Origin of the sequence: Alteromonas mediterranea DE, assembly GCF_000020585.3 — a bacterium.
Classification (GTDB): domain Bacteria; phylum Pseudomonadota; class Gammaproteobacteria; order Enterobacterales; family Alteromonadaceae; genus Alteromonas; species Alteromonas mediterranea.
Window position 1 is genome coordinate 2049124 of the sequence record NC_011138.3, and the last position, 25860, is coordinate 2074983.

Consider the following 25860-nt stretch of genomic DNA (forward strand, 5'->3'; position numbering starts at 1 on the left):
GTTATCTAGACATTAAACGTTTTTGAGTGGCGATTGCCATAAGAATGCCAAATCCCGCCATCAAAGTCACCATGGATGTGCCGCCAAAGCTGACTAAAGGCAAGGGGACGCCAACAACGGGAAGTAACCCCGATACCATGCCCATGTTTACAAACACATAGACAAAAAAGGTGAGGGTGATACTGCCACCAAGCAGCTTAGCGTATGCGTCTTGCGCGCGGCTAGAAATAATAAGGCCCCTTAATATAATAAATATATAAATCGCCATTAAACACATCACCCCAGTGAGGCCAAATTCTTCACTGAACACAGAGAAGATAAAGTCGGTATGGCGCTCGGGCAAGAATTCTAACTGAGACTGAGTACCTTGCAGCCAACCTTTGCCATCTACCCCGCCTGAACCTATGGCAATCTTCGATTGAATGATGTGATAGCCTGACCCTAAGGGATCGCTCTCTGGGTTGAGGAACGTAAGTACGCGTTGCTTTTGATAATCTTTCATAAGAAAGAACCACATGACAGGTGCAAAAGCGCCGATTAACGCGCCCACTAGAGAGATTAAACGCCAGCTCATTCCCGCCAGAAATATGGCAAAGATGCCCGAGCTTGCAATGAGAAGTGACGTGCCTAAGTCAGGCTGTTTTGCTATAAGAATGGTTGGCACCACCACTAAAGCAAACCCAACAACGATATGTGTGGTACGGGGGGGCAGCGTAAACTTACTGATATACCAAGCCACCATCATAGGTACTGCAAGCTTCATTAACTCGGAGGGCTGAAAGCGAATAAAGCCTAGATCTAGCCAGCGCTGAGCACCTTTCCCCATATCGCCGAAAAGCAACACGGCGATAAGCATGAGGAGCCCACCGACAAAAGCGTAAGGCGATAGAAACCGGTAGAACCCAAGAGGCAGTTGCGCTAAGCCGAACATAACAATGAAACTAAATCCAAGTCGAATGAACTGACGCTCCATTTGCCCCATATCTTGACCAGAAGCCGAAAACAACGTGACCAGTCCCACTGCGCTTAGTACGAGTAGGCCAATTAACAACCAGCCGTCGATATGAATTCGCTGCAATAAACTAATTTTGTTAGGGTTTATGGTGGTTCGTTTCACTAATTCGCCCCTAACTTATTGGTATTGTTTGATTGTGCTGTATTGACGGTGTCGAACACCCGATCTTTGAAGTAAAAGTCCATAATTTGACGGGCTACGGGCGCAGCATTTTTACTTCCGCCTCCCACGTTCTCTAGCACTACTGTTACCGAAATTTCCGGGTCATCGAAAGGTGCAAAGCCAACATACATGGCGTTATCGCGAAGGCGCTCATCTATTTTGCTGGCATCATACTTTTCATTTTGTCCTACAGTAAACAGCTGAGCCGTTCCTGTTTTACCCGCTGAATCGTAAGGAGTATCGGCAAAGGCATGCCTAGCGCCGCCTTCTTCACCGCTAACAACATCGCGCATCGCGTTCAATACAACATCTAAGTTGTCGCGATTTTTAATTTCGATAGGACGTAACGATTTAAGGGGAATGAGGTCTACCGAGCTATCCGTTTTCATATAGCCGCGAATAATTTGCGGAATGTAGCGTTCCCCCGCGTTTATCAGCGTATTCACTGAGGTATTGAGCTGCACAGGAGTGGTGGTCCAATAGCTTTGACCAATGCCTACCGGAATGGTATCGCCTATATACCAAGGCTGATTAAATCGAGCGCGCTTCCAGCCACGGCTAGGCATATTGGCATCAGATTCTTCATATAAGTCGATGCCGGTAAAATCACCGAACCCAAATTTATACATGGCGTCGCTTATTTTATCGATACCCAGTTTATAGGCTAACTCGTAATAATAGGTATCGCAGGACACCTCTATCGCTTTAGAAACATCAACTTTGCCATGACCCCAGCGACGCCAATCACGCCACACGTGTGATACGTTTGGCAGTTTATAACGGCCCGTATCAGTAATGGTGTAGTCTTTCGTGATCACACCTTCTTCTAAGCCTACTAAGCCTAGGTGGGGCTTAATCGTCGACGCTGGCGGGTATTGCCCCTGGGTCGCTCGATTAATAAGCGGGCGGTCGGGAGAATTTAACAGTGCTGAATAGTTCTTACTGCTAATGCCGTGAACAAACAAGTTGGGGTCGTAACTGGGGTTTGAATAAAGTGCCAGCACTCCACCGGTTTTCACGTCGGTAACAACAATTGCTCCACGCATGCCATCGATAATGCGCTGGGCTTCTAGCTGAAGTTTTAGATCTAAATTAAGTACGATGTCTTTGCCTGGCGTTGGCGGTTCAACACTAAGAACGCGAATAATTCGGCCTTGATTGTTGACCTCCACCTGTTGGTAACCAACCTTTCCGTGCAGGAGTTCTTCATGATATTTTTCAATACCCAACTTACCAATGTCATGCGTAGCCGCATAGTTATCTTCTTGGCCCGCCTCAACAAGCTTTTGTAAGTCTCGTTTATTAATTCGGGCAACGTAACCAAGGGCATGCGTAAGGGTTTCTTTGTAGGGGTAATGACGGGCCAGACGAGCCTCAATTTGTACGCCGGGAAACTTATGTTTGCTGGCGGAAAATAGCGCAACTTCCTCTTCGCTAAGCTGTGTACGAAGTGCTACCGGTTTAAATCGGCGGGTACCTTTAAGCGTTGACTGAAAGCGTTCAAGTTCATCGTTAGTAATACCCATCAGTTCAGTCAGTTCCAGAAGGGTGGCATCAATATCATCGACCTGTTCCGGAATGACTTCCAAACTAAAAACGGGGCGATTTTCTGCTAAAAGCACACCGTTACGATCGTAGATAAGCCCGCGGTTGGGCGCTATCGGCAGCACTTTAATTCGGTTACCGTTAGAACGGGTCTGATAATCTTCAAACTGAGTAACCTGCAAAGAATAAAGGTTGTTTAGCACAATGCCCAACATGGCTATAACAATGATAAAAGCAATCGTCGCCCGACGAGCGAACAAGTTCGCTTCGGCTGAATGGTCGCGTATCGCTTGACGTTTTCGGTGCATTGACTTCCTTTGCATTAGCGTAAAGCCGCCTTACTCACGATGATAAGGGTGATTCTGCGTTACCGACCACGCGCGGTAGAGGCTTTCGGTAAGAATAATTCTCACCAGAGGGTGGGGTAACGTAAGCGCTGACAATGACCATTTTTGTTCAGAGGCGGCAATACAGTCTGGGGCTAATCCTTCAGGACCGCCGATAAGTAAGCTCACGTCGCGCCCATCCATTTTCCAGTTATCCAACTGCTTGGCTAGGGTTGGCGTGTCCCAAGGTTTGCCCGTTACTTCTAAAGTAACAATGCGGTTTCCTTTAGGAATAGCAGCAAGCATCTGCTCGCCTTCTTTTTCTAAAATACGTTTTATATCGGCGTTTTTTCCGCGCTTTCCGGCAGCAATCTCGGTAAATGAAACGGGCATGTCGCTGGGGAAGCGGCGAATGAATTCGTCAACGCCTGTATTCACCCAGTTTGGCATTTTCGTACCAACCGCAACAATTTGTATACGCACTTTCGACCCTTACCGCAGGTTGTAATAGTTATAGTGGCTATGAAGACCGTACTTTAGCCAGCACGGCCATCCATAAGGCAAGATTGCTTTAAGTTTTAATCGCGTTGTGTAGTGATTACGACCAAAGCTTTTCTAGCTGATAGAAATCACGGGTTTCGTCTTGCATAACATGCAAAATAACATCGCCAAAGTCTACCAGCACCCATTCACCAGATTCCTTGCCTTCAACGCTTCCAGGCGCATGGCCCGCGTTTTTCGCTTCTACCATTACGTTTTCAGCAATAGAAGATACATGACGCTTAGAGTTACCCGAGCAAATGATCATGGTATCTGTAATACTTGATTTGCCGCGAACGTCTAGTTCAATGACATCACGGGCTTTCATATCGTCGATTTTGTCTTTAACAAACTGTTTGAGCTGTTGACTCTCCAAGAGTTTTCCTCACTTACTTAACTTTTATATAACTGATGTTCGTTTATGTACTCAAGTACCGCATTTTCCAACCACAATTCAGCGGGCGAACCCTCTAGTACGTGACCTTTATCAGCTGAAGTAGTACTAGCGAGTACTTCACGAATCTCAGTAGATGAAACATTATAAAGCGGTGTGTTGGTTAACACTACTCTACCTGCAGGTTCTGTGTGAATCACGTTTTTGTCGTCGCTCACATGAGTATCTAACCAGGCTTGTATTGCGCAAGGAGGCGAGAATTCTTCATCGTCTCTACGCATAACCACTAAGTGACAATAATCGAGTAGGTGCTCCCACTCGTACCATTTATCCAGATTATACAGCGAATCTGCACCAATGAAAAAACAGATTGTGTCATCACTGTTTTCTTTTAATGCGCGCAGTGTTTTTACTGTATAAGACGGCGACGGCAACGTAAGTTCAATTAGCTCTGGAATAAGTCTGTCATTGGTTTGTGCGCAAAGCTCAATCATTCTCACGCGATGGGTTTCTGACACGCCGACTGCCTTATGTGGAGCTAATTTGCAGGGCATAAGGTGAACTTCGTGTACGCCTAATTCATCAGCAGCGCTAAGCGCCGCTTCAATATGCCCCTTATGTGGAGGGTTAAAGGTTCCCCCTAAAATGGCTTTAACTGTTGGGCGTGTTGTAAACGTGGGAGGTAAACTCACTACGTGACGTCCTTTATGCTTGTAATAGCGGTGTTTCGCGTAAATCGAACCCCATGAACATCATACAAAGGTGACACATTTCAACATAAGGGCGAGCGATTACGTTTTGCTTAAAGGCATGATCTGATTGGGTAAGGGCGTGTTGAATATCTTCTAATTGAGCGAAGCTAAGGCGACTTAACGCACTCTGGTAGTAACCCTGACGGTTACGCCAAATTCCAAACTTTTGCCACTGAATGGGACCGCTTTGCTCAGCAAGCTTTAACTTCCAAAGTTGCTCCCATTCTCGAATTAATGCCCAAATAATAATATTCGGCTCTAAGCCTTCACTTTCCAGCCGGTAAAGCATCTTAATACAGCGGATGCTATCCCCGCTTAGCATGACATCGACCAGCTGAAACACGTTAAAACGTGACTGGTCTACCATAGCCTGCTCTATTTGCGCTTCTGAAATAGATTGCTGGGGGTAGAGTAGGGCTAGTTTATCAATTTCCTGTTTAGCGGCCAGCATGTTGCCTTCACAAAAATCGGCAATCATTTTAACCCCAGCAGCGGACACAGATAATTGGTGGGCTTTGAGTTGTTGATTTAACCAAGCGCTAAGCTGTTTCCCTTCTAATGGATAGCAAAGCACAGAGGCGCCAATGTCATCTAAAACTTTAAACCACTTTCCGCGCTGTACATCTTTGCCGATTTTGGGGCCGTGAACCAATAACAAGATATCGGGGCTTAGCGACGCTGCGACTTCTTGCAGCATTTTACTGCCCTCAGTACCCGGCTTACCGGTAGGTAACTCAAGTTCAATAAACTGCTGGCTAGAAAACAGCGACATGCTTTGCGTGGCTTCAATCAACTGGTTCCAATTAAAACCTGTTTCAGCCACCAAGACCGTGCGTTCTTCAAAACCATTGGCCTTTGCTTTAGCACGTATTTGCTCAATGACATCAAACTTTTGTTGAGGTTCGTCACCAAACACAAGATAGCATGGGCGCAATGCCTTCGTGATATCTTGACTAAATTGGTTTGGGTATATTTGCATGGACGAAGCGCTATTTATCGGCGCTGACAGGCGCAGCGACAGCTTGACTAGAAAGGCGTCTAATCATGATGTCGGCGGCTTCATCGCGCATTTCGCTTAACATTAATTCGAGTTCACGAGATTTGGCCAACACTTGGTCTGGATCATCTTGATAGTCGCGGACCACTTCAAACTGCGCCATTACCGCTTCTTTGTCGGGAAACTGCACGCGATAGCGAACAACGTAAATAAGCTCGTATTCTGCGACTTGACCTGAAGGATAAACAGATAACAGTTGACGTTCTAGTTTTTCAGGAAGTAAATAAATGCTCACGCTTTGTGCAGAAACCGTGTCTATACTGCTTAAGCCGTAAACATTTAAGCGTTTATCGAGCGCACGCGCAAGGGGCGCGTGTGCTCGAGCACTTTCAATGGCAACTGTATTAATGTTGTCCGGTAGACTAGGGCTACTTCGTAAATGGAAACCACAGCCTGTTACCAGAACCGTAACCAATACAGCGACTGCGAATTGTAAGTGCTTTTTCATAGTATAAGCAGACCTAGTTAGCTACGATATTTACAAGCTTACCAGGTACAACAATTACCTTACGAATGGTTTTACCTTCGATAAATTGCTGTACGTTTGGCTGCTCTTTTGCTGACGCTTCAATTGCCTCTTTGCTCGCGTCTGCGGTAATGGTCATCTTAGCGCGAACCTTACCGTTAACCTGAACAATGATAAGCTTTTCGTCTTCAACCAATGCCGCTTTATCTGCCTGTGGCCATGGCGCTGAATCGATATCTTCACTGTGACCTAGTACTTTCCAAAGCTCGTGAGCGATGTGCGGGGTAATAGGGTTAAGTAGCAACAAGATTGACTCACAGGCTTCGCGCATAATAGCGATGTCCTGGGCGCTTTCTTGCGGCGCCTTTTGAAGGTGATTTAGTAGTTCCATTACCGCAGCAACGGCCGTGTTGAAGGTTTGACGACGGCCTAAGTCATCAGACACTTTTTCAATTGTCTTGTGTACTTCACGGCGAAGTGCCTGTTGGTCTTTCGAAAGTGACTTAACGTCGATGGCTTCTGGCGTACCTTTTTCCACATGCTCAGTAACAAGCTTCCAGATACGACGTAAGAAACGGTTTGCACCTTCAACGCCAGAATCAACCCATTCAAGAGTTTGCTCTGGTGGCGCTGCGAACATAGTAAATAGACGTACTGTATCGGCACCGTACAGGTCGATAACTTCCTGCGGGTCGATACCGTTATTCTTAGACTTAGACATTTTGGTCATGCCGCCATGAATAACTTCTTCGCCATCGGCGGTAAGCCACGCTTTAACAATACGGCCTTTGTCGTCTTTCTCTGTGCTTACTTCAGTAGGCGAGAACCAAGTTTTCTTACCAGCTTTGTCTTCACGGTAGTAAGAATCAGCCAAAACCATACCCTGACACAACAGGCGCTTAAACGGCTCATCAGAGTTTACTAGGCCTTCATCACGAAGCAGCTTGTGGAAGAAACGTGAGTAAAGCAGGTGCAAGATAGCATGCTCAATACCACCAATATATTGATCTACCGGTAGCCAATAGTTGGCAGACGTTGGGTCAAGCATAGCATCGTTGTTTGTGGCACTTGCGTAGCGCGCGTAGTACCACGACGACTCCATAAAGGTATCGAAGGTATCAGTTTCACGCAGCGCAGCTTCGCCGTTATATGTGGTCTTTGCCCACTCAGGGTCAGCTTTAATTGGCGACGTTACACCATTCATTTCTACGTCTTCTGGTAGCACAACAGGTAGCTGGTCTGCCGGAACAGGTACCGACTCGCCATTTTCCAAATTTAGCATTGGAATAGGCGCGCCCCAGTAACGTTGACGGCTTACACCCCAGTCGCGTAAGCGATAGTTAACCTTACGCTTACCGCAGCCTTTGCCCTCAAGTTCATCGGCAATACCGTTAAATGCAGCATCAAACTCAAGACCATTGAATTTATCCGAATTGATCAAGCTGCCTTTCTCGGTATACGCAGAGGCAGAAAGGTCGCACTTATCTTCATCACCGGCATTTGGTGCAATAACTTGCGTAATTGGCAGGTCGTACTTTGTTGCAAACTCCCAGTCGCGCTGGTCGTGACCCGGTACGGCCATAACTGCGCCTGAACCGTAATCCATCAATACGAAGTTAGCCACCCAGATTGGAAGCTTTTCACCCGTTAGTGGGTGGATAACCTCAAAACCTGTGGCAAAGCCTTTCTTCTCCATCGTAGCTAATTCAGCTTCAGCAACTTTGGTGTTTTTGCATTCCTCGATAAATGCCGCTAAATCTGGATTAGACTGTGCTGCAAATTCCGCTAATGGGTGCTGCGCTGCCACTGCAACGTAGGTAACCCCGTAGAAAGTATCCGGACGGGTGGTATATACCGTTAAATCGGCAATGTCGTTAACCGCTGACGCTAGGTCAAACGTAATTTCCACGCCTTCAGAGCGGCCTATCCAGTTTGCCTGCATAGCGCGTACTTGGTCTGGCCACTCTTCAAGCTGTTCTAAATCTTGTAAAAGCTCTTCGGCGTAGTCAGTAATTTTAATAAACCACTGTGGAATTTCTTTTTGTTCAACAAGGGCACCTGAACGCCATCCGCGACCGTCAATTACCTGTTCGTTAGCCAGAACGGTTTGATCTACAGGGTCCCAGTTCACAGTAGAGTTTTTCTTGTACACTAGGCCTTTTTCATAAAGGCGAGTGAAGAACCATTGTTCCCAGCGGTAGTAATCAGATTTACATGTTGTTACTTCGCGATCCCAGTCGTAACCAAAACCCAACGAGCGAAGCTGGTTTTTCATGTAATCGATGTTGGAGTATGTCCATTTCGCCGGTGCGGTATTGTTGTTAATTGCTGCATTTTCCGCCGGTAGACCAAAAGCATCCCAACCCATAGGCTGCAATACATTTTTACCCTGCATGCGCTGGAAACGGCTGATCACGTCACCAATGGTGTAGTTGCGCACGTGACCCATGTGAAGTCGGCCACTAGGGTAGGGGAACATAGACAGGCAGTAGAATTTTTCTTTTTCTACGTCGTCGTTTGCTTTAAAAGATTGGTTCTCTTCCCAGTATTGCTGAACGCGTTGTTCAATGTCTTTCGGATTGTACTGATTATCGGCCATGAAACTTAGGCTTCCGCATTAAAAGTTAAAACGTTTATGGGGCGGCATAAGGCGAACGATTTACAAGAGAATTTGTAACCTCTCCTGCATTATTGCCATTTAACCGCACGTGGGATATTCCCACTTTACATACATATAGCCCAATAGAATAACCCAGCGCTAAGCCATGCCTCAATAGCTTAACACTGAACTAGGCAATATTTATTTCTGCTTGCATGAAAAGTGAGCATTAATGAAACAGTTTGAGCTAGATAACAATGATGAACTGCCTAAACTCTCGCGTAAAATATACATAGTGACCTATATTAGGTCATCTCTATTATCGCTTGGCATTGTCTTTTGCCATGTCGTTAAGCTGTCTGTCACTAAAAGCGGTTAATGCATTTAGCTGCTGTGCCTGCACTTTGTCGACGACCTTAACCAAATTGGCTGCGTCCTCGCTAGATGCTCTTTGACCGCTGAAGTGAATATTGCCAGACGCGTGGTAGGTAAGGGTCACTTTCGTTTTTGGTGAGAATTTGCGCTTTGTTTCTTCGTTCGATGAAGCGCTTTCTTCCATAGTACTGAATTCCCAAGTGAGCGCACCTGATATGCCCATTTCTTGAAGGGGTCCTAATCCGCCTGTCATTACCACTTTTTTGTTAGGCTCCACATAGCTTATTTGCATGTGTGCCGCACTTGCTGTTTGTGTAACTTCGCAAAAGCAACCACCGGCTTGTTCATCAATACTAAGCGTACCCTTCCACCAAGTATGATCTTTTGGCCACCACTTATCCACCTGTTGAATAAAGTGAGAATACACTGCCTCGATAGGTGCAGCACTTTCACTTGTGTTAGTAATAGAAAATCCCGAATTGTCCGCATAGTTTACTTTAGCGAGGCAAGATGGAGAAAATATAACGCCCAGTACACTCGAAAAGAGCATGGCTTTGCTAGCTTTCGTTATTGTCGTCATTGTTCTAACCTTTGTTTTTTATTATTCGTGTCGGCTTCTTGGTAAATAAATTTTCACTTTGTAACGCACTTACCGCCATTAAAAAGCTACACCTTGTTTCCTCATGTATCAATGTGAACAGAAGCCTTTGTGCCTGCCCAATATGTCTTAATCTATTCATTAAGACGCTAAGATGGTTGTTTGTTGTTCAATTAACAACGTAAAGCTGCCTTATTAGAGTTAACCGTTTGACACTACTGTTAATTAGGGTTTCACTTAAGTAAAGAAACGAAAAATAGAACAGACATGTCTGTAGACACTAATTTATATGCGTTAGATGTAGATGCGCTTTCACCTACCATCAATCGCCGAGCGATTAACAGTGCTTTAAAAGATGATGAAGCGCTAAATGCGACCTTTATTGGGCAAGAGCGTGCGCGCGAAGCACTCACATTCGGGTTAGGCATTAGCACCAGAGGTTACAACCTTTACGTGATGGGTGAACCTGCCACAGGCCGTTTTACGCTGGTAAAAGATTACATTGAACGCCAAGTTGCACAGCTTCCCGCACCCGACGATTGGTGTTATATCAATAATTTCGACGATGAACGCCAACCCGTAGCGCTAAAATTTCCGCCAAGTGGCGGCAAGGCATTTCAAAAAGATATGGCTGCACTTATCGATGATGTCTTGGACTCACTGCCTATCGCATTTGATAACCCTGGTTATCAGCGCCGCCGTGCCTCTATCTCTAGAGAGTTTGAGCAAAAGTACGATGCTGCTATTGATGCTGTAGAGCGTTATGCTCAAGCCAACGACGTTGCGCTTTATGAAGAGGGTGGTTCAATTACCTTTTCACCCATTATTAACGGCAAGCCTATCAGAGATACTGATTTTGCATCGCTCACTGACGATCAGCGAGAGGGCTTTTACACGCTAATTGACGATTTAGAAAACAGACTGAGTGAAAGTTTGTTGAGTTTACCTACGTGGAAACGCGAAAACTCAGAACGTCTGCGTGAGCTTGACAAAAAGACCGCAGAGCACGTAATTAAGCCGCTTATTAAGGTGTTTGAACACAAATACGCCTCTGAGCTTGGGGTAATGAAATACCTCAAACAGCTTAAAAACGCTTTGGTTAGTGCTATTTTGGTTATACACGGCGAAGAGCAAAAAGAAGAGAAGAGTGACGACTTTGATAAAAAAGTATTTTTAGAAGAGCAGTTTCTTCCCAATGTATTGGTTTCGAATAAATTAGACGATGCGGCACCTGTTATATACGAGCCAAACCCTACCTACCAGAACTTATTCGGTAAAATAGAGTACACAAATATCCACGGCAGTGTATTTACCAATTACCGAATGATACAGCCTGGTGCACTGCACCGCGCAAATGGTGGCTATCTTTTGTTGGATGTCGACCAAGTCATTGAACAGCCTTTTGTGTGGGATACCCTGAAACTTGCCATTAAGTCCCAGCGCTTGCGCATGGACTTACCCCAGCAAGACGTGGGAATGGTTAACAACATCACGCTTAATCCTCAGCCTATCGATTTAAACGTAAAAATTGTTTTGCTTGGTTCTCGCGACCTTTACTACACGCTACAAGATTACGATGACGAGTTTGACGAATTGTTCCGAGTGCTCGTAGATTTTGACTTGGAAATACCCGTTACGCGACAGGCACTTTTCGATTTTGTAGGCAAAGTACGTGCCCATCTCATTCACCTGGGGCTTAAAGGTATAACGGCTAATGCTATGTGCAGGCTAGTAGAGTATTCGCTACGAATGGCCGAGCACAAAGAGAAACTTTCTGCGCATTTTGCCGAAGTCATTGAACTGGTTAATGAAGCCTATTACTTCTGTCAAAAATCGAATGCCGACACCCTAGAGCTTGATCATTTGAAGACGGCGTTAAGTGCGAAAAAGCGCCGTACCGGCCGCGTTAGTCAAACGCTACTAAACGATATTAAAGAAGGGCATGTACTTATTGCCACTGAAGGTAAAGCGGTAGGTAAGGTAAACGGGCTTACGGTTTTGGATATCGGTGACACGGCGTTTGGTACACCTGCGCGCATTACATCTACCGTGTTTGCTGGGGCAAGTGGTGTAGTTGATATCGAGCGTGAAGTAGAGCTTGGACAGCCTATTCACTCTAAGGGCGTCATGCTCCTTAACGGATATTTAGGTAATAAATATGCTCAGCATTTCCCGTTAACGCTATCTGCAAACATTGCGTTAGAACAGTCATACGGGCATATCGACGGCGACAGTGCATCCCTTGGGGAACTGGTTGCGCTTATCTCAGCGCTTACTAAAATCCCATGTTTACAAACTTTGGCCATAACGGGTTCAATAAACCAGTATGGTGAAGTGCAAGCCGTAGGCGGCGTAAACGAGAAGATCGAAGGCTTTTTCGATTTGTGTCAGCACCGCGGGCTTACCGGTACACAGGGGGTAATTATTCCTAAATCGAATGCCATCAACTTGGTATTAGACACCACCGTTATCGATGCAGTGAAAAAAGGGCTATTCCATATTTACACCGTTGAAACCGTAGACGACGCGTTAACCATTTTGATGGAACAAGAGGCGGGTAAAATTAGCAGTAAAGGCCGCTACCCCAAAAACTCTATTAACTACCATGCAGTAAATCGACTATACAACATTGCGCTTATTGTAAATGGTGGAGATGGAGAGTAGACGAAAAGCTAATCTTTTTTGTGAAATAATAATGGCAATTTGGTGTAAAAGATAAGTAATAAAAAATATATTAGGCAACATTGGCATTCATAACATTATTATCCGCATCAATGTTAGAAATAGTCGTGCTGCCGTTTAAAAAATAAGAAGGTAAACCATGCAACCGAATTGCAGTGTAGTGACGAGGAATAACGTCACCATCCATGGTTCAGGAAGTAACGTAATAATGTTAGCTCACGGTTTCGGCTGTGATCAGCAGATGTGGTGCCACCTGTTACCCTACCTTGTAGAAAAGTACAAAGTAGTGTTATTTGACTATGTAGGATGCGGCGCTTCTGATTATTCAGCCTACGATACTAATCGCTATGCGACACTCGATGGATACGCTCAGGACGTCCTAGATATTTGCGAGGCGTTAAACCTTAAGGATGTAATCTTCGTCGGGCACTCGGTTAGCATTATGATTGGCATGCGCGCGGCTATCCAATTACCTCACATTTTTTCTAAGCTTGTCATGGTATGTCCGTCTCCCTGCTTTCTAAATCTCCCCCCTGACTACATGGGAGGCTTCGACAAAGCAGATTTAGAAGAACTATTAAACCTTATGGACAAGAACTATGTGGGGTGGGCAAATTATTTAGCGCCCTTGGTCATGGGGCAAGACAATAGCGCAGACTTAATTCAAGAACTTGAAACAAGTTTCTGCTCTACGGACCCTAAGTTCGCCAAGCCGTTTGCCAAAACTACGTTTTTTTCTGACGACAGAGCACAGCTTGCAAAGCTCATGCTTCCTACACTTATTTTACAAAGCAAGCACGATAATTTAGCGTCAACAAATGTGGGGGAATACATGAATAACGCTATTCCGGACGCTAAAATGCATATCGTTGATGCCTATGGACATTGTTTACACATGACTAACCCGGCTACTGTGTTTACCTTATTCGAGGATTTCGCAGCTTGAAAGAAGCAGTAGAGGAAGACTTCCCCTGTTTGTTACTTAAATCGGATTTAGAAACGACAGAAATAAAATGGTTTAATCCCTATGCCAAGTCGTTTCTTGGGGTAGAGTGGACTTCTGAGAAGAAAATAATCGACCTCGTCTCTAAGGCAAGTTCGATATTTTACGAAAGTTATATAAAACCTATACTCCTAGCCAATGGTGAATATTTAGAAGTTCAAATCACCTTGTTATCGGGCTCGGGCCAAAGAGTGCCCGCTGTGGCCAATATCACGGTTTCAGGTCACATACTGTACTGGGCGATATACGTTGCAAAAGAACGAGATAAGCTTTATCAGGAGTTGATAGAAGCAAAAGATCAACTTGAAAAGAAGACCGAAGAGCTTACGGCTGTAAGCCGTCGAGATACATTGACGCCTTTACTTAATCGTCGCGCGGCAAATGACGATGTGCTAAAAATGATATCTCAATCGCGTCGCGCCTTTGTCCCCCTATCTTTTCTGCTTTTGGACATCGACTTTTTTAAAAAGATTAACGACGCCTTTGGGCATGAAGAAGGCGATAGAATACTTATAAAGTTATCACACGTGTTGCTGGAGCAAGTGCGCGAGACAGATGTTGTGGCAAGGTGGGGCGGTGAAGAGTTTTTAATGGTGCTTTTTAACACGGATATAAAAGACATAAAGCCCTTTAGCGAACGGCTGCACAATGCCATAAGCGAAATTAGTTTACCCAGCGGTAAGCCTTTAACGGCAAGTATTGGTGGTACTGTGTTAGAAAAAGGTGACCTTGAACAACCAAATCTGATTGCCCAGCAATTGCTAAAAGCGGATAAGGCACTTTATGAAGTAAAAGCCAATCAAAGAGCCCATACTCGAATTTATGATAGTGTTCACGGTATTGTTAAGATTTAAATAATGCCAATTATCACTAGGTATTGATTGGCGTTATTGGTATTAATTACCCTAGGCGTTTAATATTCAACGAGGCGTTGTCGGTTGCCTCGTTGACTAACTTTCTTTGGCTATTTAGGCGGCATGCGCAGCCCGCCATCTAAGCGGATTGTCTCACCATTTAGATAGCTGTTGTTTGCCATATGAATAACTAATTTCGCAAATTCTTCAGGTAGGCCAAGGCGCTTAGGAAACTGCACGTTGGCAGAAAGGGCATCCTGCACTTTTTCAGGCATAGCAAGCAGCATTGGCGTACCCATTACCCCCGGCGCGATAGTGTTAACTCGAATGCCCAGTGGTGCTAAATCTCGAGCCATTGGCAGGGTAAGACCAATAATACCGCCTTTACTTGCTGCATAGGCTGTTTGGCCTATTTGACCTTCGTAACCCGCTACTGAAGCAGTATTAACAATAAGGCCCCGTTCGCCTTCATCGTTAATAGGTGCTTGTTTTGCCATGGCCGCAGCCACCAAGCGAGATACATTAAAGCTGCCAACTAAATTGATATCGATAGTTTTTTGGAAATCACCAAGTGGTGCAGGGTTGCCTTCTTTATCAAGTAAGCGCTTTGCGGGAGCAATACCTGCGCAGTTGACCACTAAAGAGATAGCGCCGAATTTGTGCGTTGTAGCGTCAATAGCGTCTTGAACAGAAGCTTCATCGCGCACATCCACTTTGGTGAAAAGGGTATTGTCACTACCTAGTTCTTCAACGCGTGTTGCGCCAAGTTCCTCGTTTAAATCGAAAAGGCTTACGTTGGCACCTGCTTCACGAAGCGCAATAGCAGTAGCGTGACCAAGACCTGAACAACCGCCTGTGACTATAGCGGTGAGATTTTTTAGCGTCATAGATTTCCTTTAAACCCGTTTTATCACTATTATTAATGTGATGTTAACGAGAAGTAAGAAGAAAAACTACGGTGCCGAGAAGATCGGCACCATTAAAACGCTTATTTTGGCAACTGAATTTTACAGTCTTCGCTTTGACGGTAGATAATAAGTGTGTGACCAATTACCTGAAGCTTTACAGCGTTGGTTTCACGAACAATGGCGTCCATGATAAGCGCTTTTTCTTCACGGTCATCGGTAGGCACCTTAACTTTAATTAATTCGTGGTGGTTAAGAGCGTTGTCAATTTCTGCAACCACCCCTTCGGTTAGGCCGTTGCCGCCTAGCTGCACAACAGGTTTTAGCGGGTGTGCAAGGCCTTTTAGAAATTGTTTCTGTTTATTTGAAAGTTTCATGTATTAATATTTCTTACAATTAATCTGTTAGTTTAAGCTTGAAATAACGTATTCTAACGCCATCTTCTCTACAATCCTAATTACATTGTGATGGAATGACAAAAAAGAAACACTCCGCCAGCAGTAAGCGCTGGCTTCAAGAACACGTTAACGACCATTATGTGCAAAAAGCAAATAAGGAAGGTTGGCGATCGCGAGCTATCTACAAACTGGAAGAAATCCAGAAAAAAGATAAGCTTATAAAGCCCGGAATGACACTTGTAGACCTTGGGGCTGCGCCTGGGGGCTGGTCACAGCTAGCCGCACAGCTCGTTGGTGAAAATGGTCAAGTTATCGCGTGCGATATTTTGCCTATGGATCCCATTGTAGGCGTCGACTTTTTACAAGGTGATTTTCGAGAAGATGCAGTTCTCGACGCACTATTGAACAGAATTGGCGGGAACACCGTAGATATAGTGTTGTCTGATATGGACCGACTGCAGTAATGCTCGTGACATCTCGCTCTATGTATCTTGTGAACTAGCGCTGGATATGTGTCACCAAGTATTAAAGCCCGGTGGTTCATTTGTTATTAAGGTGTTCCAAGGTGAAGGCTTTGTAGAGTTTATGAACGCACTCAAACAATCTTTCACCACCATTAAGACGCGTAAGCGTGACTCGTCCAGATCACGTTCTCGTGAGGTGTATTTGGTGGCTTGTGGCTATAAAGTGTAGTACGCTTTGGGTTAAGCGGTTTTCGTTGCGAGTTGTGTCGCTTATTCAATAATCAACTTGTTGAATATGCAAGCAATTCGGGTTTATAGAGGTTAGTAGCATTGAGCGATATGGCAAAAAATTTAATCTTATGGTTAGTCATCGCCGTTGTTTTAATGTCGGTTTTTCAGAGCTTTTCACCGAGTGAATCGTCTCGTTCACAAACCGACTACACAACGTTTTTGAGAGAAGCAGAACAGGGAAATATTCGTGAAGTTCGCATTAATAATGATGGCGAAATTCGCGGTACAAAGCGTTCAGGCGAAACTTTCCAAACTTTCGTACCTTACTTCGATGACAAGTTAGTATCTGACTTGGTTAAAAACGACGTAAGAGTTTACGGTGAACCACCAGAAGAACAGTCTCTTTTGACGTCTATCTTTATTTCATGGTTCCCCATGTTGTTGCTTATTGGTGTGTGGATATTCTTCATGCGTCAAATGCAAGGTGGCGGTGGCCGTGGCGCTATGTCGTTCGGTAAGAGTAAAGCGCGCTTGCTTGGTGAAGACCAAATTAAGACGACATTTGCTGACGTGGCTGGTTGTGATGAAGCAAAAGAAGATGTTTCTGAGCTGGTTGATTTCCTACGCGACCCATCTAAGTTCCAAAAGCTTGGCGGTAAAATTCCGAAAGGCGTTTTGATGGTAGGTCCTCCTGGTACAGGTAAGACATTACTTGCTAAAGCAATTGCTGGTGAAGCAAAAGTACCATTTTTCACTATCTCAGGTTCTGACTTCGTTGAAATGTTCGTGGGTGTTGGTGCATCTCGTGTGCGCGATATGTTCGAACAAGCTAAAAAAGCAGCACCATGCATTATCTTCATTGATGAGATTGATGCCGTAGGTCGACAACGTGGTGCAGGCTTAGGCGGTGGTCACGATGAGCGTGAGCAGACGCTAAACCAAATGCTTGTTGAAATGGATGGTTTTGAAGGTCACGAGGGTATTATCGTTATTGCGGCAACTAACCGTCCTGACGTACTTGACCCTGCGTTGCTTCGTCCTGGTCGTTTTGACCGTCAAGTGGTTGTAGGTTTACCAGACATCCGCGGTCGTGAGCAGATTCTAAAAGTACATGTACGTAAAGTACCGGTGGCCGACAATGTTGACCCGTCGGTAATTGCCCGCGGTACGCCAGGCTTTTCAGGTGCCGACTTGGCAAACCTAGTAAACGAAGCTGCATTGTTCGCTGCACGCGGTAACAAGCGCCTTGTTTCTATGGAAGAGTTTGAGAAAGCGAAAGACAAAATCATGATGGGCTCTGAACGTAAGTCTATGGTGATGTCTGAGCCTGAAAAAGAGATGACAGCGTACCACGAAGCGGGTCACGCCATCGTTGGTCGCTTAGTGCCAGAGCACGACCCGGTTTACAAAGTGTCAATTATTCCGCGCGGTCGCGCGCTGGGTGTGACTATGTACTTGCCTGAGCAAGACCGTGTGAGTCACTCTAAACAGCACTTAGAAAGCATGATTTCTAGCTTGTTTGGTGGGCGTATTGCTGAAGCCGTTATTTATGGTGACGACAAAGTAACCACGGGGGCGTCGAACGATATCGAGCGCGCAACTGAAATAGCACGTAAGATGGTTACCCAGTGGGGCTTGTCGAGCAAAATGGGCCCAATGCTATACGCTGAAGACGAAGGCGAAGTGTTCCTAGGCAAGTCTATGTCTAAGGCTACTAATATGTCTGACGACACGGCGCGTGCGATTGATGCGGAAATTAAGTCATTAATCGACCGTAACTACGAACGTGCTCAGAAGATCCTTGAAGACAACATTGATATCTTACATTCAATGAAAGACGCACTTATGAAGTACGAAACCATTGATGCTAAGCAAATTGATGACCTAATGAATCGAACTGATGTTCGTCCTCCTGCGGATTGGGATGACAGTAAACCATCGGGTGGCGACAAGCCAAGTGGCGGAGCGCCGGTTCGCGAAGGTGAAATCAAGAATGACGGTGTTGATAAGCCTTCAGTGGGCAAGCCGGGTGACATTCCTAGCTAAGCGCAAACGTTAATATAAAAAAACGCCAGTTCTACTGGCGTTTTTTATTAGAGCGTACTGATTTTCATCGGCACATATTTCACACTCACGTATTATAATTCGCAGGTGCCAACTCTGCGATGTGCCGCTTAAAATTAGTTCGCTTTTCAATTCCATTTTATAAAAACGATAACGCAGGTAAATCATGCAGTTTGGAAATCATTTTATTGGTTTATCACAGCCACAGGTGATGGGTATTTTAAACGTCACGCCTGACTCTTTTTCTGACGGCGGTAAGCACGCTGATGTAAAACAAGCCTTGGAACACGCGCTTCGCATGATTGATGAAGGGGCTAGGTTTATCGACATTGGCGGCGAATCTACACGTCCCGGTGCGCCCGAGGTTTCGCTGCAAGAAGAGCTAGACAGAACCATTCCGGTAATAGAGGCGGTCGCAAAAAATGCACAGTGCGTAATCTCTATCGACACCAGTAAAGCTGAGGTTATGCGCGAGGCGGTGAAAGCAGGCGCAGGGCTTATCAACGACGTTCGTGCGTTACAAGAGCCCGGCGCATTAATCGCGGCAAGCGAAACGGGTGTTCCTGTATGTTTAATGCACATGCAAGGACAGCCTCGCACTATGCAAAATCATCCAACTTATCAAGACGTGGTAGAAGACGTCACTCAGTTTTTGCTTGAACGGGCAGAGGTGTGTGAGAAAGCGGGTATCGCTAAAGAGCAAATTTTGTTTGACCCGGGGTATGGGTTTGGTAAATCGTTAGAGCATAATTATGCATTGGTTAAGCATTTACCTAAGTTGATGGACCTCGGTTATCCAGTGCTTGTTGGTATGTCTAGAAAGTCAATGATTGGTAATTTGCTTAATAGAAAAGTGGATGAGCGCTTGGCGGGAAGCATAAGCCTCGCTACAATTGTTGCCCAAATGGGCGCACAGATTATTCGGGTACACGACGTAAAAAGAAACTGCAGATGCAGTTAATATCGTGAACATGCTGAATAAAATCGAATAAGGAATAATAATGACGCAGCGCAAATATTTCGGTACCGACGGCATTCGCGGCAAGGTTGGTGAAAGTAATATCAACCCAGAGTTTGTAACAAAGCTTGGATGGGCGGCCGGTAAGGTATTAGCTGGACGTGGTACGAATAAGGTTCTTATAGGTAAAGACACCCGCATTTCAGGCTATATGCTTGAATCTTCATTAGAAGCAGGGCTGTCTGCCGCAGGTATTAATATTGGCCTTTTAGGGCCAATGCCAACGCCAGCCATTGCGTACTTAACAAAAACATTTCGCTCTGAAGCGGGCATTGTTATCAGCGCATCGCATAACCCTTTTTATGATAATGGTATTAAGTTTTTCTCTGCCCAAGGGTTTAAACTTGATGATGATATCGAACTTGCCATTGAAGCTATGCTTGAGCAACCGATGACCTGTGTGGCGTCTGATAAGCTAGGTAAGGCTACGCGAATTAATGATGCTGCTGGTCGTTATATCGAATTTTGTAAAGGCACATTTCCCTCTGAGCTGTCACTGACAGGTTTAAAAATCGTCGTTGACTGCGCACATGGGGCTACCTATCACATTGCACCTAATGTATTACGAGAGCTGGGCGCTACGGTTATTGAACTTGGCACAACACCCGATGGTTTAAACATCAACGACGGTGTTGGTGCAACGTCGATGAAAGCGATTGTTGAAAAGGTAAAAGAGAGCGGTGCTGACCTAGGTTTTGCTTTAGACGGTGATGGCGATCGCATTATGATGGTAGACCACCTTGGTAACGTTTTAGACGGAGACCAAATTGTCTACATTATTGCACGAGACGCACTTAAAAATGGTAAAATGCAAGGCGGCGTTGTGGGTACGCTTATGAGCAACCTAGGCCTTGAAAACGCGCTATCTAAATTAGGCGTGCCTTTTGCCAGAAGTAATGTTGGCGACCGTTACGTTATGGAACTCTTACAGCAAAAAGGTTGGTCTATTGGGGGCGAAAATTCAGGTCATGTCCTTAACCTGAATATGAGTTCTACGGGTGACGGTATCGTGGCTGGATTGCAAGTTTTAGCAGCAATGCTTCGCTCGCATATGGACTTGCACGATTTAGCGAGCGGTTTCGACATGTACCCTCAAACGCTAGTCAATGTGCGTTACACAAATCAAGACATAGACTACCTCGCTCATGCTGATGTTCAAAATGCTAAACAAGAAGCCGAATTAGCACTGGGTAAAACGGGTAGGGTATTACTACGTAAAAGTGGTACTGAACCCCTCATTCGTGTGATGGTGGAATCAAATGATGAAGCCCAATCTCACAAATGGGCAGAGCATATTGCTGAAACTGTTCGTAATCTCGCCAATTAGTTGGCGTAGCTGGAAATTTTGCTTTTTGTGCTTGTATATTCTTAATTAAATAGTTAATATCACGCCCGCTTTAAAGACAGGGCTAAGGTCTGCGTTGTGAGTGAAAATCTAAGAAAGCCATTCGTGGCTGGTAATTGGAAAATGAACGGAAATTTGGCACTTGTTGCTGAATTTAATCAAAAGTTAGCGGATGTAAACGCGAGTGCGGAAGTAGTGGTTTGCGCTCCTTCTTTGTTCTTACACGCATTTGATAAAGATTCGTTTTCAGTGGGTACTCAAAACGTTAGTCATTTAGATAACGGTGCTCATACCGGTGAGTTGTCGGTTGATATGCTCAAAGAAGCGGGTTGTAAATACGCTATAGTAGGGCACTCTGAACGACGAGAAGATCAAGGCGAGTCGAGCGAGCTTGTCGCATTAAAAGCTAAAAAATGCGTGGCTGCAGGTGTTACCCCCATTATTTGTGTGGGTGAGTCTCTTGAAATAAGAGAAGCTGACAACGTAGAGTCTTTTGTCGGTGAACAGCTTGACGCTCTTATTAATGCAATGTCTGTGGAAGAGCTAAGCAAAACAGTTATAGCTTACGAGCCAATTTGGGCAATAGGCACGGGTAAGACTGCCAGCCCAGAACAAGCGCAAGAAGTACACGAATTTATACGCGGTTACTTTTTTAAAGTAGATTCGCAATTGGCCCAAGGCCTTCGTATTGTATACGGTGGTAGTGTGAAGCCAGATAATGCTAAAACCCTATTTGCACAAAATGATGTAGATGGTGGGTTAATTGGCGGAGCCAGCTTAAAAGCTGAAGATTTTATTTCAATTTGCCAAGCGGCAAACTGACGAGGTATTTATGATTTACGAAGTGCTATTAGTAGCATACCTAATTGTGGCGCTTTTGCTTATTGGATTTGTTTTAATCCAGCAAGGTAAGGGTGCAGATATGGGCGCTTCATTTGGCTCAGGCGGTTCAAACACAGTGTTTGGCTCATCGGGTTCTGGAAACTTCATGACGCGCACAACGGCAATTTTAGCGGGTCTTTTCTTTTTTATCAGCCTATCGCTAGGCGCTATGACGGCTAACCGTGAAAGTGCTGAAGACGAGTGGGACAATCTAGAAATACCAGCGGCTGTTGAGCAGCAAGTAGAACGACCTGCAGACCAAGACGTACCTGTTATCGAAGGTGCAGCACAGAGCGACGTTCCTGTTGTTGATGGTGCAGCGCAAGGTGACGTACCAGCGGTTGAAGATGACGCGACAGACGTGCCAGCGTCTGACGATACTGAAGGTTCAAACTAAAGTAAATTTGCGGAAGTGGTGGAATTGGTAGACACGCCATCTTGAGGGGGTGGTGAGCATAGCTCGTGCGGGTTCAAGTCCCGCTTTCCGCACCAACTTTGAAGAGAGGCCAGCATGCATGCTGGCCTTTTTTTCTTTAAATGTCCCGTCCTGAAATACGTTGACATAAAGAGGACTTCTTTATGACGACATCAAATATTACCAAGGCTAAGCCCAGCGCTCTTAATTGTAACAAAGCGTTAAATTCCAAAATTAACAGGATGTTATGCCTGTTACTATCTTTGTTATTCAGCTATTCTTCTGTAACTAGCCGTTCTGGCATTCCACAAAATTGAAATATTCACACGACGGGGCACTGTAGTGCAAAAGACACTTAGTCAGAGTTTATTCCAAACCTTATTTATAGGAGTTGTAATAGCATCACTTCTGATAATTGGCGCTGTCTGGCGCTCTGCTAATACACTTGTGGTTAAAAATATCGAACACGATATCCAGTTAGCAGAAAAGGTCTTTGATAAAGTTGTTTCTGACAGGCAAACCGTAATTAAAAGTGTGTCAAAAGTGCTTTCTCGTTCATTTGATTTCAGACGGGCCGTGGGAACAGGTAGCATTCCCTCAATTGAAGCCGCCTTTACCAGTTATGCAGACAGGCTAAATACCGACATTATTGCACTAGTCAGTTTAGACCATCAGGTTGTTGCTTCACACACCGAGCTTTTCAAAGAAGGGCAAAATGTTCAAAGTAGCTTAGCCTTAGTTGCCAAGGGTAAAGATAGCGGTTTATTTGTCGTAGATAATAAATTAGTTCAGCTTAATCTCATTCGTGTAGAAATCCCTACACTTAGATACTACATGCTTATCGGTATTGAATTCGACAGTGTATTGCTACAAGAACTGAAAGAACTCGTCGATGCAGAAATCATAATATCGCAGCTCGATTCAAATCGTATACTTAAAACCACATTAAAGGAACACGAGGCTAAGCGAGTCCTTGCATCACAACGAGATCCTTCTTGGGTCGATGTAACGTTCAAAAATCAACTTACTTACGTAACGCGCCAAGTCTATTTAGGAAGCGAAGAAACCTTACCGGTTAAGATTACTCTAGCCGTTGATACCACTTCCTCTTTTGAGGCCTTTACCGGCGTGCAGCTCACTATCTTCGCCTTCTCTATTTTAGCGATATTGATTGCACTTGGTTTGTCACTATTGCTTGCACGAAGCGTGAGTCAGCCGGTATCTACATTAGTAAAAGCGGTTAATAAGGTGGCCTCGGGTAAATATGGTGCCACACTAAAAACCCCCTCAAAGCTTAAAGAAATTACCGAACTCGCCAATGCAGTAGACAGCATGCAGGCCAGTATTAAGAGCCGAGAAAAGCACATTCGCTATCAGGCTGAACACGATGTATTAACAGGGCTTTTTAACCGTAACTATGTGGAAGGCTATTTTGAGTCTGAGTTAGGAAGTGGGCACTCTGTTCAGGTTGTGGCAATCACGGTTATTGGTTTTAGAACCATTAACGATCTTTATGGCTATTCTAATGGTGATAACACATTAAAAGCCCTTGCTGAAAGGTTACAGCGTTGGCCCGGTACTTCAGCCCGTCTAGCTGGCGGAGAAATTCTTTACATTACACACGACGCACTCAATGATGATCAGCTTGAAACCCTCAAGCACATTTTAGAGCAGCCGGTAGAAAGTAATTTAATCGCTATTCCGGTAAAGGTAGCTATGGCTGTAATTGATTGCCCTAAAGATGCCTCGTCTTCTGAAGAATTGTTTAGAAAAATGAATATCGTGACAGACGAAGCGATACACAGCGACAGTTGGTGTGTTCGTTACAAAGCCGATCTGGAAGATAAATACACCAGAAGGCTGTCTATTACTACTGAGTTAAAGCGCGCGTTAATCAGTCAGCAAAATGAATTATCTATGGTTTATCAGCCTAAAATTGATTTACAAACCATGAAAGTATGCAGTATGGAAGCGCTCATTCGTTGGAACAACAGCGTACTTGGGTTTGTTCCTCCCGATGAGTTTATTACCATTGCTGAACAAGCAGGTTTGATAGAGCAGGTTACATCATGGGTGATGAAGCAAACCATTTCTGACTTGGCTTACTTCAGAGAAAAGGGCTATGGCTTTACGGTAGCCATGAATTTATCTACCCAGGATATTCAAAATAAGGTGCTGTTAACTAAACTTGTCTCGCTACTTACCGAAGAGGGCTTGTCGCCTGAAGCCCTTGAGCTTGAGATAACCGAAAGCGATCTGGTGGCAGACGCATCACTTGCGATTGAGAACTTAAACGAGTTAACCGCCCGTGGTTTTCATTTTGCCATCGATGACTTTGGTACGGGTTACTCTTCACTGGCTTATTTGAAAAACTTGCCAGTAAAAACCATTAAAATAGACAAGAGTTTTATACTGTCGCTTGCCAGTGATGAAAACGACCAGCAAATTGTCCGCACGGTTCTTAGCTTAGCTAATGTCTTTAACTTGAAAGTAGTTGCCGAAGGTGTAGAAGATGCCGCATCGTTAGACATTCTTAAAGAATGGGGATGTGACATAGTACAAGGCTACTACATCAGCCGCCCATTGAGTTGCGCTGACTTAGAAAGTTGGCTTCAAAATACGCCTTTCGGAGAATAGCTATTTTATTAATTAAATTTTATTGTTCTAAACGAAGACTCAATATTTATTGTCGTTAAAAGAAGCGACATGGCATTGTAAATGCAACAAACAATAATGAAGCGTGTATAACGCTCTGCGGGCTCATTCTTCTCTAAACTGTGAGTATTTTGCCCATTGAGTTGTGAAATTAATTCAAAAACAAGGAATTTATTATGGACATCATTCGTATACTACTATCGATTTTACTACCACCGCTGGGCGTGTTTCTTCAAGTTGGGCTAGGCGCTCATTTCTGGATTAATATTCTGCTAACCATCCTGGGCTACTTTCCAGGGGTTATCCACGCCATTTACATTATCGCTAAAAAGTAGCGCTTACTGGCGTAAGAAGAGGGGCGTTAATCTCGCGCCTTTTCTATCAAACGTGGTACAAAGTGAAAAATTAAAAAAGCCAGCTATAAAAGCTGGCTTTTGTTTTTGGTTGCCGTAAAACGATAGCCTCACTTTAGACAGTGAGGCTATCTAGTACTAGGCTGTAACTTTTTCTTCGTCTAGCTCTTTTTTCATTTCTTCGCGATAGGCGTTAGCAAGCTTGGTTTTCTGACTATCGTTTAGTACATTCCCCGCCACTTGAAAGAACTCTTGTTCCTCATCCGCGAGGTGATGTTCAACTTTTTCTTGTAACGTTTTTAAATGACGTAGCCAAGCGGGCGAGCTCATATCAGTTTCGTCGAGTTTACCTAGCAGTTCATCAATTTCATGATGTTCTGCAATGCCATGACGAGTTAAGTCGACAGTAGCATCCTTTTCTAGCAGATGGGTATAAAAATGTCGCTCTTCAGCGATAGCATGACTCTCTAGCTGAGTTTTAAGTGCTTCATAGTACTCGCGACGTGCCGCAGTGTTGCCGCTTGTTTCGGCGAGAATCTTAAGCAGCAAACGTTGCTTTTCATGGTCTTGGCGCAGTGCTTCAAATATTTTCATGGAAGATCCCTCAAATGGTTAAATACTTACTAACCAATGCGATTTTTGTTCCATGCTTTCCGCTATTCTTTGTAATTGATTTAAAACGCTTTTTAATTTTAATGCTGTTGAATAATGCCTAGGCATTAAACAACAGCGCAAGATTTACATAGCGCGTTACCAATATAT

The 25860-nt window shown here is 44.6% G+C and carries 21 protein-coding genes, 1 tRNA gene and 2 pseudogenes; 12 read left to right on the forward strand and 12 right to left on the reverse strand.

All coding sequences use genetic code 11. The features are described from left to right. Position 1: 1 nt before the first annotated feature. The 9 genes from rodA to MADE_RS09190 form a co-directional block, all read right to left on the reverse strand. Complete coding sequence (rodA, locus tag MADE_RS09150; protein WP_023559675.1) at positions 2 to 1117, reverse strand: rod shape-determining protein RodA; 1116 nt, start codon at positions 1115 to 1117, stop codon at positions 2 to 4. Beyond that, positions 1117 to 3030, reverse strand: coding sequence for a penicillin-binding protein 2 (gene mrdA / locus MADE_RS09155; RefSeq protein WP_023559676.1), 1914 nt, complete (start codon positions 3028 to 3030; stop codon positions 1117 to 1119). The genes rodA and mrdA overlap by 1 nt, the downstream gene beginning before the upstream one ends. A 30-nt stretch (positions 3031 to 3060) precedes the next feature. Next, on the reverse strand, positions 3061 to 3531 hold the full coding sequence (gene rlmH / locus MADE_RS09160; RefSeq protein ID WP_015067121.1) for a 23S rRNA (pseudouridine(1915)-N(3))-methyltransferase RlmH: 471 nt from the start codon (positions 3529 to 3531) through the stop codon (positions 3061 to 3063). A gap of 115 nt (positions 3532 to 3646) precedes the next feature. Continuing rightward, the gene (gene rsfS, locus MADE_RS09165; RefSeq protein WP_015067122.1) at positions 3647 to 3964 is read right to left on the reverse strand and encodes a ribosome silencing factor; all 318 of its coding nucleotides are present in this window, start codon (positions 3962 to 3964) and stop codon (positions 3647 to 3649) included. Positions 3965 to 3981: 17 nt separating this feature from the next. Further along, the gene (nadD, locus tag MADE_RS09170) at positions 3982 to 4674 is read right to left on the reverse strand and encodes a nicotinate (nicotinamide) nucleotide adenylyltransferase (RefSeq protein WP_023559677.1); all 693 of its coding nucleotides are present in this window, start codon (positions 4672 to 4674) and stop codon (positions 3982 to 3984) included. A 13-nt stretch (positions 4675 to 4687) separates the two neighbouring features. Next, entirely contained in the window at positions 4688 to 5713 is a 1026-nt protein-coding gene (gene holA, locus MADE_RS09175) for a DNA polymerase III subunit delta (protein ID WP_023559678.1), read from the reverse strand. A gap of 10 nt (positions 5714 to 5723) precedes the next feature. Then, positions 5724 to 6239 carry an LPS-assembly lipoprotein LptE gene (locus tag MADE_RS09180; RefSeq protein ID WP_015067125.1) on the reverse strand — a complete coding sequence of 172 codons (516 nt, stop codon included), beginning with the start codon at positions 6237 to 6239 and terminating at the stop codon, positions 5724 to 5726. A 13-nt stretch (positions 6240 to 6252) separates the two neighbouring features. Beyond that, positions 6253 to 8856 carry a leucine--tRNA ligase gene (gene leuS / locus MADE_RS09185; protein WP_023559679.1) on the reverse strand — a complete coding sequence of 868 codons (2604 nt, stop codon included), beginning with the start codon at positions 8854 to 8856 and terminating at the stop codon, positions 6253 to 6255. A gap of 319 nt (positions 8857 to 9175) precedes the next feature. Continuing rightward, positions 9176 to 9811: an SRPBCC family protein gene (locus tag MADE_RS09190; RefSeq protein WP_023559680.1), complete on the reverse strand. Its 636-nt coding sequence runs from the start codon at positions 9809 to 9811 to the stop codon at positions 9176 to 9178. 285 nt (positions 9812 to 10096) lie between these two features. On the opposite strand from MADE_RS09190, the gene MADE_RS09195 reads away from it, so the two are divergent. The 3 genes from MADE_RS09195 to MADE_RS09205 all read left to right on the forward strand — a co-directional run bounded on the left by MADE_RS09195 (position 10097) and on the right by MADE_RS09205 (position 14368). Further along, the gene (locus MADE_RS09195; protein ID WP_023559681.1) at positions 10097 to 12493 is read left to right on the forward strand and encodes a Lon protease family protein; all 2397 of its coding nucleotides are present in this window, start codon (positions 10097 to 10099) and stop codon (positions 12491 to 12493) included. Between the two features lie 157 nt (positions 12494 to 12650). After that, entirely contained in the window at positions 12651 to 13457 is an 807-nt protein-coding gene (locus MADE_RS09200; protein WP_041912763.1) for an alpha/beta fold hydrolase, read from the forward strand. Further along, a complete protein-coding gene (locus tag MADE_RS09205; RefSeq protein WP_023559683.1) occupies positions 13454 to 14368 on the forward strand; it encodes a GGDEF domain-containing protein in 915 nt (304 codons plus the stop codon). The genes MADE_RS09200 and MADE_RS09205 overlap by 4 nt, the downstream gene beginning before the upstream one ends. Before the next feature lie 110 nt (positions 14369 to 14478). On the opposite strand, the gene MADE_RS09210 is transcribed toward MADE_RS09205, so the two are convergent. Both MADE_RS09210 and yhbY read right to left on the reverse strand, forming a co-directional pair. Then, entirely contained in the window at positions 14479 to 15255 is a 777-nt protein-coding gene (locus MADE_RS09210; RefSeq protein WP_023559684.1) for a 3-hydroxyacyl-CoA dehydrogenase, read from the reverse strand. Between the two features lie 101 nt (positions 15256 to 15356). Then, positions 15357 to 15650: a ribosome assembly RNA-binding protein YhbY gene (gene yhbY, locus MADE_RS09215; protein ID WP_015067133.1), complete on the reverse strand. Its 294-nt coding sequence runs from the start codon at positions 15648 to 15650 to the stop codon at positions 15357 to 15359. 95 nt (positions 15651 to 15745) lie between these two features. Here yhbY and rlmE point away from each other — a divergent pair. The 9 genes and pseudogenes from rlmE to MADE_RS20210 all read left to right on the forward strand — a co-directional run bounded on the left by rlmE (position 15746) and on the right by MADE_RS20210 (position 25080). After that, positions 15746 to 16364 (forward strand): annotated as a pseudogene (rlmE, locus tag MADE_RS09220) (23S rRNA (uridine(2552)-2'-O)-methyltransferase RlmE). Positions 16365 to 16465: 101 nt separating this feature from the next. Further along, positions 16466 to 18412 (forward strand): ATP-dependent zinc metalloprotease FtsH, encoded by a 1947-nt coding sequence (ftsH, locus tag MADE_RS09225; RefSeq protein ID WP_015067135.1) that lies wholly within the window; start codon positions 16466 to 16468, stop codon positions 18410 to 18412. A 184-nt stretch (positions 18413 to 18596) separates the two neighbouring features. Beyond that, positions 18597 to 19422: pseudogene (gene folP / locus MADE_RS09230) on the forward strand (dihydropteroate synthase). Positions 19423 to 19431: 9 nt separating this feature from the next. Beyond that, the gene (glmM, locus tag MADE_RS09235) at positions 19432 to 20775 is read left to right on the forward strand and encodes a phosphoglucosamine mutase (protein WP_023559685.1); all 1344 of its coding nucleotides are present in this window, start codon (positions 19432 to 19434) and stop codon (positions 20773 to 20775) included. A gap of 96 nt (positions 20776 to 20871) precedes the next feature. Then, the gene (tpiA, locus tag MADE_RS09240; protein ID WP_023559686.1) at positions 20872 to 21615 is read left to right on the forward strand and encodes a triose-phosphate isomerase; all 744 of its coding nucleotides are present in this window, start codon (positions 20872 to 20874) and stop codon (positions 21613 to 21615) included. 10 nt (positions 21616 to 21625) lie between these two features. Next, the gene (gene secG, locus MADE_RS09245; RefSeq protein WP_020743503.1) at positions 21626 to 22072 is read left to right on the forward strand and encodes a preprotein translocase subunit SecG; all 447 of its coding nucleotides are present in this window, start codon (positions 21626 to 21628) and stop codon (positions 22070 to 22072) included. Between the two features lie 9 nt (positions 22073 to 22081). After that, a tRNA-Leu gene (locus MADE_RS09250) sits at positions 22082 to 22167 on the forward strand. A gap of 265 nt (positions 22168 to 22432) precedes the next feature. After that, entirely contained in the window at positions 22433 to 24727 is a 2295-nt protein-coding gene (locus MADE_RS09255; protein ID WP_023559687.1) for a bifunctional diguanylate cyclase/phosphodiesterase, read from the forward strand. Between the two features lie 194 nt (positions 24728 to 24921). Further along, entirely contained in the window at positions 24922 to 25080 is a 159-nt protein-coding gene (locus MADE_RS20210; protein WP_015067141.1) for a YqaE/Pmp3 family membrane protein, read from the forward strand. A 156-nt stretch (positions 25081 to 25236) separates the two neighbouring features. Here MADE_RS20210 and MADE_RS09265 read toward each other — a convergent pair whose 3' ends face one another. Next, positions 25237 to 25692, reverse strand: a complete 456-nt coding sequence (locus MADE_RS09265) for a hemerythrin domain-containing protein (RefSeq protein WP_015067142.1) — start codon at positions 25690 to 25692, stop codon at positions 25237 to 25239. Positions 25693 to 25860: the final 168 nt, after the last annotated feature.